Genomic DNA, 15,390 nt, shown 5'->3' with positions numbered 1-15,390 from the left:
TATTTAATTTTTTTAACTTATTTTCCTCCTTTCAGCATCAAATATTTCTTTATGAATGTATTTAAGTCTCCGTCCATTACTCCGTTTACATCAGAAGTTTCATGTCCGGTTCTGTTATCTTTTACTAATTTATAAGGGTGCATAACATAATTTCTTATTTGAGAACCCCATTCAATCTTCATTTTATTTCCTTCTATTTCTGCCTGCTTTTCTTGTTTTTTTCTTAATTCAATTTCGTATAAATGAGATTTTAAAATTCTTAAAGCATTTTCCTTATTAGTATGCTGTGAACGAGATTCTGTATTTTCAACAGCAATTCCTGATGGTTTATGTCGAACCCTTACTCCTGTTTCAATTTTATTTACACTTTGTCCTCCTGCACCTCCCGAGCGAAAAGTTTCCCAAGTTATATCTGCAGGGTTTATCTCTATTTCAATAGAATCATCTATTGCAGGGGAAACAAAAACTGAGGCAAAAGATGTATGTCTTCTGTTTCCGGAATCAAATGGTGAAATTCGAACCAAGCGATGAACACCGCTTTCACTTTTTAAATACCCGTAAGCATATTCACCCTCAAATTCAAGTGTAACAGATTTAATTCCTGCTTCATCACCTGCTTGATAATATAGTTGTTTAACCTTATAGTTGTTCCTTTCTCCCCAACGAATATACATTCGCATTAACATTTCGGCCCAATCTGTGCTTTCTGTTCCGCCTGCACCCGGATTAATTTTAAGAATTGCATTCAATTCGTCCTCGTCATTACTTAACATTCTTCGAAATTCTAATTCTTCAATAAATGTTAAGGCAGTTTGAAAAACTTCTTCTAATTCTTTTTCGGAACTTTCGCCGGCTTCAAAAAAGTCATAGATAATTTCTAAATCATCTAATGAAACTATGATATTATTAAAATCTTTAACCCATGACTTTAACTTTGAAAGTTCCTTTAATTTTTGTTCTGCAAGTTTTGAGTCATTCCAAAAGTCTTGATTTTGAGACTCTTTTTCTTTTTCTGCTATTATTTTTTCTTTGTTTTCAATGTCAAAGATACCCCCTTAATGCATCTTTACGCTTTAATAAATCCTGTATTTTTTCTTTGCTTATCATTCTTTGATATTTTGTATCATTATTTTTCAAAAAAAACAAAAATAAAAAACATTCTGTTTAACCGGCTATTATTCACAAATATATTTTTATGAATTTTAGTAAATTATACTTTTTTGAATTAAATGTAATTTTGTACTTTTTACAGATAATACAAGAAAAGCTCTTTTAATTAATTATGGAATTAAATAAGTTTTTATATCTTTATAGAATATAACTATAAAATATTTTACTGATGAAAACTATTCTGAAATTATTGTCGGCATTTATTTTTTTATTTGCCCTAACTTCAAATTTAAATGCACAAAATATGAGATATTATGAGCAAAAATGGGATAAAATTGATTCTTTAGACAAAAAAGGTCTTCCTAAATCAGCTTTGAAAGTTATAAATGAAATATATACAAAAGCTAAAAAAGAAAAAAACTCTGAACAAGTTCTTAAATCATTCATTTACAATTTAAAATATAAAAATGATATTGAAGAAAATGCTTTTGAAAGTTTATGTTTTGAATTGGATTCAACTGCAAAAGAAGCTGCTTTTCCCGATAATGCAATAATGAACACAATGCTTGCAGATATGTATTGGTGGTATTATTCAAATAATCGTCGGAAATTCTATAACAGAACAAATACCGTTAATTTTGATAATAATGATATGCAAACCTGGACTTTGGATTATTTAGTTCATAAAATGATAGATGCATATTCTAATTCACTTTCAGACAAGGATGCTTTACAGAAAATTTCTGTTGAAGAATATAGAGAATTAATATCTTCCGGAACAAAACATGATAATCTCAGACCTACACTTTACGATTTTTTGGCTCACAAAGCTATTGACTTCTTTTCTAATACTGAAATATCACTTACTAAACCTGCTGATAACTATGAATTAAAAGAAGATTTTTATTTTTCTGAAATGCAAGATTTTATTTCAAAAAGTATTAAATCGTCTGATTCTTTGTCGCTTCATTTTCATGCAGAATGTATTTTGCAAGATTTGTTAAAGTTCAGAAGTTCTAAGCAAAAAGAAGAAGATGCCTTAATTGATGTAGATTTAAAAAGATTAAAATTTGCTTATGCTCATTCTGTTCACAATAATAAAGATGAACTTTATTTGGAAGCATTGCAAAAGTTAGAAAAAAAACATGCTTCTAATTCATTTTCTTCCGAGGTTTCTTATGAAATTGCAAAATATTATAATACGCTTTCAAATAAATACAACCCGCTTGAAAAAGAAACCGATAAATATAAATTTTACAAAAGAACAGCATATGAAATTTGTGAAAATGTTATTAAAAGGTATTCGGAAACAAATGCTGCCGATCATTGTAAACGTTTATCTGTTCAAATTAGAAAACATAATCTAAGTTTTACAACAGAAAATATAATTTCTTCAAAATCAAAGTTTTCGGCAAGAGTTTCTTTCAGGAATATAAATAAGTTATTCATTAAAGTTGCAAAAATTGATAAAAACAAATATGAAAAACTTTCTAACCGATTATACGGTGAGAAGTTGTATGATAAGTTAGTTATAAATTCTGAAAAAATATACGAGTTTTCAAAAAATATCCCGGATGACGGTGATTACAATACACACTCCGTTGAAATCGTTTTAGACGCTTTAAATAAAACCGGTTTATATATTTTGTTTATATCTGATAATGAAAATTACTCATATAATAAAGCAATGGTTTCTTATGAAATATTTACGGTTTCTGATATCAGTTATGTTCAACAACCGCTTTACAATGGTTCATACAGATTTTTTGTAGCCGACAGAAAAACCGGTCAGCCCTTAAAAGATGTTGCTTGCCAACTTTGGTACAGTAAATATAATTATAAGTTAAGAAAGTATATAAGAGTAAATAAAACAATGCAATATACTGATAAAGATGGTTTTATAACTGTAAAATCGGGAAATAAAAGAGACTATACTTATTGGAATGTTGATTTTAGAAAAGGAAATGATTTTTTAACCACTTCAAATTCAATATATCTTTACGAAAGGGATAATGCTCTTTATGTATCGCAAAAAACTCATTATTTTACTGACAGAGCAATATACCGACCCGGGCAAACTGTATATTTTAAAGGTATAAGCATAAGTTCAGAGGGTAATAAACATGAAGTAATCAAGAATAATTCAGGAATGGTTACTTTATATGATGTAAATAATCAACAAGTTGCCGATTTAGAGGTAAGAACAAACGAATACGGTACTTTCAGCGGAAGTTTTGATATTCCGCTCGGGCTTATAAACGGACAATTTCATATTGAAGGTTTAGACGGTTCAAAATATTTTTCTGTTGAGGAATATAAACGACCTAAATTTGAAGTTGAAATGTTACCTTTTAAAGGAAATTATTTACTTAATGATGATATAAAAGTAGAAGGAAAAGCAATAAGTTACTCCGGAGCACCTATTTCTGACGGAATTGTTACATTCCGAGTTACAAGAACACCCAAATGGAGAGGTTGGTGGTATTGGATCATGCCGACTCAATCTGTTGAAATTGCAAACGGAACTGTTGTTACAGATGAAAGCGGTGTTTTTAAAATTAATTTCAAAGCATTGCCTGACTTATCAATGCCTGAAAATGAATTTACATATTTCAGATATGAGATTTCTGTTGATGTTCTTGACTTAAACGGTGAAACACAAAGTACCTCAAAAGGAATTAATATCGGATACAGAGCATTGCAAGTAAGTTTACCGCTTTCGGGTTTAATTAATAAAAATCAAAAAGAAATAGACAGCAAACATAAATATGAATATGATATTAAAACGCAAAATCTTAACGGAGAATTTATTGAAGCATCAGGTAAAATTAAGATTTTTAAATTAAAAGATAACCCGCAAGTATTAAAGAATAAACATTGGGGCAGAGCAGATAAAAAATTATATACAAAAGAAGAGTGGTATAAAACTTTTCCCGGGAATTTGTATGATAATGAAAACGAGCAAACTGAACTTAAAAAAGAAGAGCAAGTTTTTATGACAAAATTTAATACAAAAGATAATAAAAAACTGAACCTATCATCAATAAAATATTTTGCTTCCGGTTATTATGTTGCCGAAATTACTTCAAAAGATGCATTCGGAAATGATGTAAGTAATAAGCATTTCTTCACTGTTTATAATCATGAAGATAAAACTATGCCCGTAAAAATGACCAAATTATTTGTACCGGTTAAAACTTATTGCGAACCGGGAGAAGAGGCATTATTTTTAATAGGCTCAGGATATCAAGGCACAAAAGTAATTTATCAAATTGAACATAAAGGCAAAATTGTTTCTCAGAAAATTTTGAACATAAATAATGAGCAAAAATTAATAAAGATTCCGGTTGAAGAAAAACACAGAGGAAATTTTTCCGTCCATTTTATTTTTGTAAAAGATAATAGGTTATATAATTCAACATCAGTAATATATGTTCCTTATTCAAATAAAAAATTAGATATTGAATTTATGACTTTTCGAGATAAATTATATCCCGGACAAAAAGAAGAATGGAAAATAAAAATAAAAGGACCGAAAGGCGAAAAAGTTGCTGCCGAAATGCTCGCAACTTTATATGATGCATCGCTTGACCAATTTAAAAAGAACTATTGGAATTTCAGTATCTATAACTCATACTATTCAAACTGTTCATGGTCAACCGGAACTTTTACAAGTGCAAATTCAACTTTATTAAAAAAGGGTTTAGATTTAACAGTTTATGCTGCGAATTTATATTACGATAGTTTTAATTGGTTCGGATTTAGTTATTATTCATACGGCAGGGGTTACACCGGCAGGATAATTTCAAAATCTTCAAGAAGCCGAAACGGTAAATACAAAAAAGAATCAGAAGCAAATGAAGAGTCTTATGATGCAGATGAAAGTATAATGCCGGCAGTTTCCGAAGAAGATGTCGCAGAAATTGATGATGTTGTAACTACTTCAACCGGAATAGGAAGAGAAAAAAAGGATAAAAAACCGGGAAGGAAAGATAAAATAAAACAAGATTTCTCAAACGTAAAAGTCAGAACAAACTTTAATGAAACAGCGTTTTTCTATCCCCATCTTCAAACCAATGATAAAGGTGAAGTCATCATAAGTTTTACAATCCCCGAATCATTAACCAAATGGAAAATGATGGGATTTGCAACAACCGAAGATTTAAAATACGGTTTCATAAACGAAGAACTGGTTACTCAAAAAGATTTAATGTTAATGCCTAATTCGCCGCGTTTTTTCAGAGAATTCGATAAAATTACATTTCCTGTTAAAATAAGTAACATCTCAAAAGAAGATATTAACGGTCAAGTTCAATTAGAATTTTTCGATGCAATTACAATGCAACCGCTTGATAATATTTTGATTAAAAGTGAAAGCAAACAAAAAAACTTCTCGGTTAAAGCCGGAAGCAACAGTTTGGTTTCATGGAAATTAGAAATACCCGAAGGTCTCGGAGCAATAACATATAAAGTTGTTGCAAAATCTGAGAAATTCTCAGACGGTGAGCAAAAACCCGTTCCTGTTTTAACTAACAGAATGCTGGTTACCGAAAGTTTGCCTTTACCCGTGAGAGGAAAAGGTAAAACAGAGTTTAAATTTGAGAAGTTGATAAATTCCGGAAGTTCAAGCTCAATTAAACACCATAAATTAACTTTGGAATTTACATCAAACCCGGCTTGGTATGCCGTTCAAGCATTGCCTTATTTAATGGAATATCCTTACGAATGTACAGAGCAAACTTTCAGTCGGTTTTATGCAAACAGCATCGCATCGCATATTGCAAATTCAAATCCGAAAATAAAACGTGTTTTTGATTCTTGGAAAGAAGCTGATGCAGGTGCATTAATTTCAAATCTCGAAAAAAATCAGGAACTGAAAGCTGTTTTACTGGAAGAAACACCTTGGGTATTACAGGGTAAAGACGAATCAGAACGTAAGAAACGTGTCGGACTTCTGTTTGATTTGAATAAAATGTCAAACGAGCTTAACAGAGCTTTAAAAAAAGTACAAAACGCACAAAAATCAAACGGAGCTTGGCCTTGGTTCGACGGAATGCCCGAAAGCAGATACATTACACAGCATATTGTTACCGGAATGGGACATCTTGATAAACTCGGTGTAAAGTCCGTAAGGCAAGATTCTAAAACATGGAATATGTTGAGAAAAGCTGTCGGTTATTTGGATGTAAGAATTAAAGAAGATTATAATTGGCTGAAACGTCATTATACAAAAAAAGAACTCGAAAAAAATCATTTAAGTTATACCGCAATTCAATATTTGTACGGAAGAAGTTATTTTAATGATATTCAAATTCCTAACTCAACAAAAGATGCTTATGAATATTACATGGGGCAATCAAAAAAATATTGGTTATCGCAAAGTAAATATATGCAAGGAATGATTGCTTTGGCATTACACAGAAGCAATACCGTAAAAACAGGTATTCATGTTGAAGATGAGATAGTTAACTCATTAAAAGAAAAATCAACAGATCATCCGGAAATGGGAATGTATTGGGTTGATAATGTAGGCGGTTGGTATTGGTATCAAGCACCAATTGAGCAACAAGCTTTAATGATTGAGGTTTTTGACGAAGTTGCAAATGACACAGAATCTGTAAATGCCTTAAAAATTTGGTTGCTCAAACAAAAGCAAACACAAGATTGGAAAACAACCAAGGCAACAACCGAAGCCGTATATGCACTTTTAATGCGAGGTTCTGATTGGCTTGTAAGTGATAAGCAAGTAAAAATTGAAATGAACGGTAAACATATTGATCCTACAAAACTTGACAATGTTAAAGTTGAAGCCGGAACAGGTTACTTTAAAACATCGTGGAGCGGCGGAGAAATAAAACCTGAAATGGGAAATGTTACCGTTACAAAATACGACGAAGGTGTAAGCTGGGGAGCATTATACTGGCAATATTTTGAAGATTTAGATAAAATTACACCGCATGAAACACCTTTGAAATTGAAAAAACAATTATTTATCGAAAAATTAACCGAAAGAGGAAAAGTCATTGAACCGATTTCCGATAAAGCAAAATTGAAAATAGGTGATAAAGTAATCGTAAGAATTGAATTGCGTGTGGACAGAAGAATGGAATACATCCACATGAAAGATATGCGAGCATCAGGCTTTGAACCGATTAATGTAATTTCTCGTTATAAATGGCAAGACGGATTAGGTTATTACGAAAGCACAAAAGACGCATCAACTAACTTTTTTATGGAAGCTTTACCGAAAGGAACTTATGTTTTTGAATATCCTTTAAGAGTTACACACGAAGGAAATTTTTCAAACGGTATTACGACAATTCAATGTATGTATGCTCCTGAATTTACTTCTCATTCTGAAGGTATCAGGGTTGATGTGAAAAAGTAAATAAATACTATACTAATATTTCTTATATAAGTTTAATTAACAAAAAAAGAGGCTTTCAGCCTCTTTTTTTTGTTTCATCAAAAAAGATTAAGCATCTTTTTTTGTGTTGTTTCTGATATCTGTTAAAGTATCATTAATTTTGAAAACAACAATTAATAATTCAGTCCATAATCTTACTCCGATAGGTCCCAAAATTATCATTAATAATCCTTGAAGGAATCCCCCCGAGAACATAGTTACTAATCCCATTATAACAACTCCTGCAACTCCTATCCAAAATAGAATTTGAATAATCATCGGAGTAATCATTTTCAGGAAAAATAAAAAGTCTTTCATTTTGTCATCCATAATACAAATTTTAACGGGAATAACAGAAAAAGAAGTATCAGTAATGCAAAGATTGAAGCAGAGAAAATGAATTTAAAAATTGAAGAGTTGGAAATGATTATGCGAAATAATTTGCATACAATTTGGCAACTATTTGAAAACAGAAAACAATTGCTAAGAGTATCTGAAGAAAATTATAAAGCTTCAAAATTAAATTTAGATATTGCAGGAGAAAAATTTAATGCCGGAGCAATCAATTCATTTAATTACAGAGATTTTCAAATAGCTTATTTAAATACAGCTTATTCACTATTACAATCTAAATACAATTTAATTGTAACTGAAAACGACTTAAAGAAAATAACGGGCAGTTTGTCGGTAAGTAAAGAATAGCTTGTAATAGCCTTCTAAGTTTAAAAGATACTTAAATATTTTTTTAAAAAAAATCCTTAAATAGTTTAATATGTTTAATTGAATTATATATATTTGAAGAAATATTTCAGGGACGCCGAAAACTGAAAGGATATTAGAGTAGGCATTTTTTATTTAAACTAATTATTATGGACAAAAATTTAACTATTGAAGGTATTATTAAAGATGGTATTGCTATCGGATTAAAAAACTTTTTATCAATATTGGGTGTTCTTGTGCTTTGGGTTTTAACAATTTGGATTCCTTATATTAATGTCGGTACAACAATAGCTGTTACAACACTGCCTATGGGATTGAGTAAAGGAAATGTGATGTCTCCTCTTGAAATTTTTGACCCTAAATACAGAATTAAAATGGGTGAATTCTTTGTAACAATCGGTTTAAAAATGTTAGCAATGTATCCGGCTATTCTTTTCATGATTGTTCCTGCGATTATTCTAAATCTTTCATGGTCACTAGCAATGTATTTAGTAATCGGTCACGAAAAAAATCCTTCAGAAGCTTTAACTGAAAGTAATAATTTAACAGATGGTCATAAATGGACAATGTTTTTTGCAAATTTAATTTTAGTTGTTGCTTTTTTAATTGTTTTTTACTTATTTAGTTGGATTCATGCTATTTTAGGTCTATTAGTATTACTAGTATTTATGCCTATTATGTTAGGAGCTAAAACTCATATTTATAAAAAACTGGTATTAGAAGGTGCATCTACTGAAGAAGTAACTGAATAATAAAATACATAATCATGATATTTAAGAACCGATTTTTTCGGTTCTTTTTTTGTGCGGTATTTTTTTGTATATTTGGTAAATGATTCAGGGATTCCGAAAACTGAAAAAAAGAGTAGGAACAATTTAATTTTACAATATTATGAAATTCGACATTATTCATCAAGATTCTTATTCCAGAGGAGAACTTTTGTTACGGTGGTTGTTTGGCTGAATTTATATTGCTATTCCGCACATGTTTATATTAATGTTCTTATCACTGGTCTCAGGAATATTTACATTTATTGCTTTTTGGGCTGTATTGTTTACCGGTAAATATCCTGAAAGTATGTTTAACTTCCAAGTTAAATTATTAAAATGGAATTATCGAGTAAATGCAAGACTATTAAATTTAGCAGACGGTTATCCTAAGTTTGGTTTGGATGTTGAAGATGAGGCTCTTGTTCTGGAAATTGAGTATCCTGAATCATTAAGCAGAGGAACTTTGTTATTAAGAGTATTTTTCGGATTCTTTTATATTTTAATTCCGCACGGATTTCTTTTAATGTTTAGAATGATCGGAACTATGTTTTTAATCTTTTTAGCTTTTTGGGTGGTTTTATTTACAGGAAAATATCCTGAAAATTGGCATAAATTCAATGTCGGAACTCAACGCTGGGGATTAAGAGTCAATTTATATTTTAACTTTATGACAGACGTTTATCCGCCTTTCTCCGAAAAACCGTCAGAAGAACTCTAAATCTTATTTCATTTTCTGTAGAATTATAAAGCCGAATATCGTAAAATATTCGGCTTTATATTTTTAGTATATTCTTTGCTTTGTTATCCTCCCGTATAAACCGGGTCTTGTTGTTCCCCTTGAACATCATCGGAGCGGAATCCGAATCCTAAACGTTTTCCTGTTTGAATCTGTCCGTTTTGTCGTTTATTTTCAATTTGTTCTACAGTAATAACTTTCAGATTATCATACGGAGGAACCAATAAATCAAATTCCAAAGAATAAGCAATTGCAGTATCAACTACTTTCTTAATTTTATCTTTATCAATAATGTCGTTTCCGAAATCATTGTATAAAAAACCCATTTGCCGTTTTCCTTCAACAAAATAATGAAAATCTTTGTTTATAAATATTCTGCCCACAAGGTAACCTAAATCTTGAACACGATTATATTTAAACGAATCAGCCAAAAAATTATAAATATTTATTATTCCCGAATATGTTGCCATTTCATTATTCTGCACGTAAGTTATTTTCCAAACCCCGTGATCTCTGTCAAACTCAAAAATATTTGAATGCATTTGAAAAACTAAAATATCACCGGCAACTTTCAGTTCGCATTGAAAATCACTGATGTTTTTATATTTAAAAGGCGGATTTATTACATCTTTTTTTAATTGTTTATTATAATCAACTTCCATTTTTGAAAGCACGCTTTTTAAATCACTAAAAACTTTATATGTATTTGTAAATACTTTTTGTTTTAATATAGATTTCTTCTTTATTATATCAAGAATTATTTTTTCTTTTTCAGATGTCATTTCATTTTATTTTTAATTAAACAAAAGTAGTTAAAATAATATTAAATATTTTATTTTTGTTCGTTCATATTTTTAAATTAAAAATAATTACAATGAAGAAACTAATATCAATATTTATGATGCTTGTTTTTGTATTTGCATTAAATACAAATAATAATGCATGTACAAATTTTTTAATTACTAAGGGTGCTTCTGCCGACGGCTCCGTAATGATAAGTTATGCCGCAGATTCTCACGTACTTTACGGAGAACTTTATAATTGGCCTGCAATGGATTGGCCTGCAGGAACAATGCTTGATATATATGAATGGGACACAGGAAAATTTCTCGGGAAAATTCCGCAAGTTACTCACACCTATAATGTTATAGGAAATATGAATGAATTTCAAGTTGCTGTAGGAGAAACAACTTACGGAGGTCTATCTCAATTAGGCTCTCAAAAAGGCGCAATTATGGATTACGGAAGTTTGATGTATATTGCCCTTCAACGCTCAAAAACAGCAAGAGAAGCAATTAATGTTATAGCTGATCTTATGGAAAAATACGGTTATTACAGTAGCGGCGAATCATTTTCAATATCAGATCCTAATGAAGTTTGGATAATGGAAATGATCGGTAAAGGTGAAGGTGAAAAAGGTGCTGTTTGGGTAGCTCGAAAAATTCCTGACGGATACATCAGCGGACATGCAAATCAAGCAAGAATTACAACTTTTCCCTTAAACGATTCTGAAAACTGTATTTATGCTTCTGATGTTATTTCTTTTGCGAAAGAAAAAGGTTTTTATGAAGGTAAAGATAAAGATTTCAGTTTTTCAGATGTATATGCCCCCGTTGATTTTGGCGGTGCAAGATTTTGTGAAATTCGTGTTTGGTCTATGTTTAAAGATGTGAATGATGATATGATGAAACATTTCAATTATGTAAAAGGAGATATCACACATAAAAAAGACCATGTAGAAAATACACCGATGACAAAGGAAAACTATGCTTCAAACAGAATGCCTTTATGGATTAAGCCGAACAGAAAAATTACGGTTAATGATATGATGAATTTTATGAGAGACCATCTTGAAAATACCGAATTAGATATGAGAAAAGATATAGGTGCAGGTCCGTTTGAACTTCCGTACAGATGGCGTCCTTTAACTTGGGAAGCAACAAATGCACAAGGCGAAACAGCACATTATTGTAATGAAAGAGCAACGGCAACCCAACAAACCGGCTTCTCATTTATTTCACAATCAAGAAGTTGGATTCCGAACGAAATAGGCGGAATTCTTTGGTTCAGTGTTGACGATGCTGCAAGCACTGTTTATACACCTTTATATTCTTCAAGCACAAATGTACCTGAAACTTTTGCAACAGGAAACGGTAAAATGATGGAATGGTCTGATAATTCAGCATTTTGGATTTTCAATCAAGTTTCTAACTTAGCCTATTTAAGATATAATGCCATTCATCCTGAAATTTATAAAAAACAACAAGGCTTAGAAAAAAACTTTGTAAAAAAAGTAAAAGCAATTGACGCCGGAGCAAAATCATTATTTGAATCAGACAAAAAATTAGCAATAGAATTTATTACGGATTTTTCTGTGAATAATGCAAATGCGTTGGTTTATGATTGGAAAAAGTTTTATCAATATTTGTTTATGAAATATATGGACGGGAATGTAAAAACTGTTAACCCCGGTTTTCAAAACCCCAATATGACACAACCCGGTTACGGAAAAGATTTTTATAATAAAATTGTTAAAGAAACCGAAGAACAGTTTTTGATGCCGGGTGGAGGACATTAAAAAAATACAAAAATATTTATTAAAAGTATCCGACAAATTTATTCAGCCGGATACTTTTTTTACTTTTGCAAGCTGAGGTAAAAAAAATACTATAAACTTTTCAATTAAAATAATGTCAAAAGGAATAACAAAAAGAGAGGATAATTATTCGCAATGGTATAATGATATTGTGATAAAAGCAGATCTTGCCGAAAATTCGGGAGTTAGAGGAAGTATGGTCATAAAACCGTACGGATATGCTATTTGGGAAAACATGAAAGCACAATTGGACATAATGTTCAAGGAAACCGGACACGAAAATGCTTATTTTCCCTTGCTTATTCCGAAGTCATATTTTGCAAAAGAAGCCAGCCATGTTGACGGATTTGCTAAGGAATGTGCAGTTGTAACACATTACAGATTAAAAACAACAGAAGACGGGAGTATTATTGTGGATGAAAATGCAAAACTGGAAGAAGAATTGATTATCAGACCGACATCTGAAACTATAATTTGGAGCACATATAAAAAGTGGATACAGTCTTATCGAGATTTACCGATTTTAATCAATCAATGGGCAAATGTAATGCGTTGGGAGATGAGAACTCGTTTATTCCTCAGAACAGCAGAATTTCTTTGGCAAGAAGGACATACTGCTCATGCAACCTCCGGTGAAGCAATTGCTGAAACAAAACAAATGTTGGAAGTTTATGCTGAATTTGCTGAAAAATGGATGGCAATGCCGGTTATAAAAGGTTCAAAATCTGAAAGTGAACGTTTTGCCGGTGCAATAGATACTTTAAGCATTGAAGCCATGATGCAAGACGGTAAAGCATTGCAAGCCGGAACTTCGCATTTTCTCGGACAAAATTTTGCAAAAGCATTTGACGTTAAATACACAAGTAAAGAAGGCAAAGAAGAATTTGTTTGGGCAAGTTCTTGGGGTGTATCAACAAGATTAATCGGAGCATTAATAATGGCACATTCCGATGATAAAGGTTTAGTTTTACCGCCTAAATTAGCACCGATACAAGTGGTTATTGTTCCGATATTTAAAAATGAGGAGCAATTAGAAGTTATCAGAGAGAAAGTAAATATTATTACCGGTAAACTTAAAGAATTCGGTATCAGTTTTAAATTTGATGACAGAGATACTCATCGTCCCGGTCATAAATTTGCCGAATATGAATTAAAAGGTGTTCCTGTTCGTTTAGCAATCGGTATGCGAGATATTGAAAACGGAACAATTGAACTTGCAAGGAGAGATACTCTTGAAAAGAAAACTTATGAACTTGAAGGCATTGAAGAAGTTATCAAAAATTTATTGACTGAAATTCAAGATAATATTTTCAATAAAGCATTAAAATTCCGAAAAGATAATACGTATAAAGCCGATACTTATGATGAATTTAAAGACATTATAAAAAATAAAAGCGGTTTTGTATATGCACATTGGGACGGAACAGCAGAAACAGAAGAAAAAATTCAAGAAGAAACTAAAGCAACCATCCGAAATATTCCTTTTGACTCTCCGGATGAAGAAGGTGTTTGTATGGTAACCGGAAAACCATCAAAAAGAAGAGTATTATTTGCAAAATCTTATTAATTAAAAAAACATTATCATGAGAAATCTAATTTTTATTATTTCAGGATTACTTTTAATTTCTGTTACAAGTTGTACAACTCTCAGTAAAACAATGCGAGAACCTAATGTTAATGTTGAATTAGAAAAATCAGATTTTATATTATCAGCTCAAGTTTCTGCAGAAGCGAATTCAACAAAAATAATCGGGATTGATTTTCAAAGGTTGCTGAATAAAGCAGAAGGAAATATTGAAAAAAGTATTTTAGCGTCTTCTTTTATTGACTTTGTTCAGATACCTGTGATTGGTAATATACTCTCTGATAAAACATCAAATTATGCACTATATGAATTAATGCACAATAATCCGGGTTATGATGTTGTGTTTTATCCGCAATATGAAAAGAAAATTCAAAAACCTGTTTTAGGAATCGGTTTCTTATTAAAAAAAACAACAGTTAAAGTAACAGCACGATTAGGAAAGTTAAATTAATTAAATCAATTTTTTATTTATGAACTCTAAATTAATCTTTATGAAACAAACAGTATTAATTTTTACATTTTTTGTTTTCTTTTTTGCAGCTTGTAATGATGCAACAGAAAGCACAAACGACACAAATGCAGTCGATTCTTCGGATATTGCCCTTCTTGAAAGAGCTCAAGGTATTTTTTCAGTTTTACCCGAGGTTTTTGAAAATCCGGAAAATGAAATTACCGATGCAAAAGTTAAATTAGGTAAAATTTTGTATTTTGATACAAGACTATCACTTGAAGGTAATCAATCTTGTAACACATGCCATGATCTTTCAACCTACGGTGTTGACAATTTACCGACGTCTCCGGGAGATAATGGCGGACTCGGAACAAGAAATTCCCCGACTGTTTTTAATGCTGCTATCCATCGAACTCAATTTTGGGACGGCAGAGCAAAAGATGTTGAAGAACAAGCCGGCATGCCTGTAACAAACCCGGTTGAAATGGCAATGCCCGATGAAGCATCAGTAATTAAAAGATTATCAGAAGTTGAGGAATATAAAACAATGTTTGCAGAAGCATTTCCGGAAGAAGAAGGTGCTTTAAATTATGATAATTTGAAAAAAGCAATCGGAGCATTTGAAAGAACATTAATGACAACTGATAGATTTGATAAGTTTTTAACAGGCGATTTGTCAGCATTAAGCGAGCAAGAAAAGAAAGGATTAAATACATTTATGACCAAAGGTTGTACAGCTTGTCATTCCGGACCTGCATTAGGCGGCGACTTATTAATGAAATTCGGAATTCATAAAGATTACACCGAAGTTATGGACAGCATAGTTGTTGATGAAGGAAGATTTGCCGAAACAAAATTAGATAAAGATAAGTTTGTATTCAAATCCCAATCTTTAATTCTACTTTACGAAGTTAAAAAAATGCTCGAAATAATGAAAAAAAGTTGTTAGTTTGATTGTAAATTGTTAATTTAGAACAAATTATACAAGCTATTAATATCGCTGATTTTATTTGATA

At 31.2% G+C, this 15,390-nt stretch carries 11 protein-coding genes; 8 read left to right on the top strand and 3 right to left on the bottom strand.

Annotated elements, in window-relative coordinates; genetic code table 11:
* Positions 1-17: 17 nt before the first annotated feature.
* Positions 18-1,107, bottom strand: a protein-coding gene (prfB, locus tag L3J35_11440; protein MCF6366804.1) for a peptide chain release factor 2 whose coding sequence is annotated in 2 segments (ribosomal slippage) — positions 18-1,052 and positions 1,054-1,107 — 1,089 coding nt in all. Because the reading frame shifts where the segments join, the coding sequence is not laid out codon by codon here.
* A gap of 232 nt (positions 1,108-1,339) precedes the next feature.
* Here prfB and L3J35_11435 point away from each other — a divergent pair.
* A complete protein-coding gene (locus tag L3J35_11435; GenBank protein ID MCF6366803.1) occupies positions 1,340-7,498 on the top strand; it encodes an MG2 domain-containing protein in 6,159 nt (2,052 codons plus the stop codon).
* 87 nt (positions 7,499-7,585) lie between these two features.
* On the opposite strand, the gene L3J35_11430 is transcribed toward L3J35_11435, so the two are convergent.
* Positions 7,586-7,846: a DUF4282 domain-containing protein gene (locus L3J35_11430; protein ID MCF6366802.1), complete on the bottom strand. Its 261-nt coding sequence runs from the start codon at positions 7,844-7,846 to the stop codon at positions 7,586-7,588.
* A 66-nt stretch (positions 7,847-7,912) separates the two neighbouring features.
* On the opposite strand from L3J35_11430, the gene L3J35_11425 reads away from it, so the two are divergent.
* The 3 genes from L3J35_11425 to L3J35_11415 all read left to right on the top strand — a co-directional run bounded on the left by L3J35_11425 (position 7,913) and on the right by L3J35_11415 (position 9,724).
* Positions 7,913-8,218 carry a TolC family protein gene (locus L3J35_11425; protein MCF6366801.1) on the top strand — a complete coding sequence of 102 codons (306 nt, stop codon included), beginning with the start codon at positions 7,913-7,915 and terminating at the stop codon, positions 8,216-8,218.
* A 167-nt stretch (positions 8,219-8,385) separates the two neighbouring features.
* Positions 8,386-8,988, top strand: coding sequence for a hypothetical protein (locus tag L3J35_11420; protein MCF6366800.1), 603 nt, complete (start codon positions 8,386-8,388; stop codon positions 8,986-8,988).
* 244 nt (positions 8,989-9,232) lie between these two features.
* Complete coding sequence (locus tag L3J35_11415) at positions 9,233-9,724, top strand: DUF4389 domain-containing protein (GenBank protein ID MCF6366799.1); 492 nt, start codon at positions 9,233-9,235, stop codon at positions 9,722-9,724.
* 83 nt (positions 9,725-9,807) lie between these two features.
* Here the strand turns inward: L3J35_11415 and L3J35_11410 are convergent, their stop codons facing one another.
* Positions 9,808-10,524 (bottom strand): hypothetical protein, encoded by a 717-nt coding sequence (locus L3J35_11410; GenBank protein ID MCF6366798.1) that lies wholly within the window; start codon positions 10,522-10,524, stop codon positions 9,808-9,810.
* Between the two features lie 92 nt (positions 10,525-10,616).
* On the opposite strand from L3J35_11410, the gene L3J35_11405 reads away from it, so the two are divergent.
* The 4 genes from L3J35_11405 to L3J35_11390 all read left to right on the top strand — a co-directional run bounded on the left by L3J35_11405 (position 10,617) and on the right by L3J35_11390 (position 15,323).
* A complete protein-coding gene (locus tag L3J35_11405; GenBank protein MCF6366797.1) occupies positions 10,617-12,320 on the top strand; it encodes a C69 family dipeptidase in 1,704 nt (567 codons plus the stop codon).
* Between the two features lie 112 nt (positions 12,321-12,432).
* Positions 12,433-13,905 carry a proline--tRNA ligase gene (gene proS / locus L3J35_11400; GenBank protein ID MCF6366796.1) on the top strand — a complete coding sequence of 491 codons (1,473 nt, stop codon included), beginning with the start codon at positions 12,433-12,435 and terminating at the stop codon, positions 13,903-13,905.
* Between the two features lie 16 nt (positions 13,906-13,921).
* Positions 13,922-14,374, top strand: coding sequence for a hypothetical protein (locus L3J35_11395; GenBank protein MCF6366795.1), 453 nt, complete (start codon positions 13,922-13,924; stop codon positions 14,372-14,374).
* Between the two features lie 40 nt (positions 14,375-14,414).
* Positions 14,415-15,323, top strand: a complete 909-nt coding sequence (locus tag L3J35_11390; GenBank protein MCF6366794.1) for a hypothetical protein — start codon at positions 14,415-14,417, stop codon at positions 15,321-15,323.
* Positions 15,324-15,390 lie beyond the last annotated feature (67 nt).

Source organism: Bacteroidales bacterium (genome assembly GCA_021648725.1).
Taxonomy (GTDB): Bacteria; Bacteroidota; Bacteroidia; order Bacteroidales; family JAADGE01; genus JAADGE01.
The sequence above is the reverse complement of the archived record's forward strand: the minus strand, read 5'-3'. Positions and strand labels throughout refer to the sequence as shown.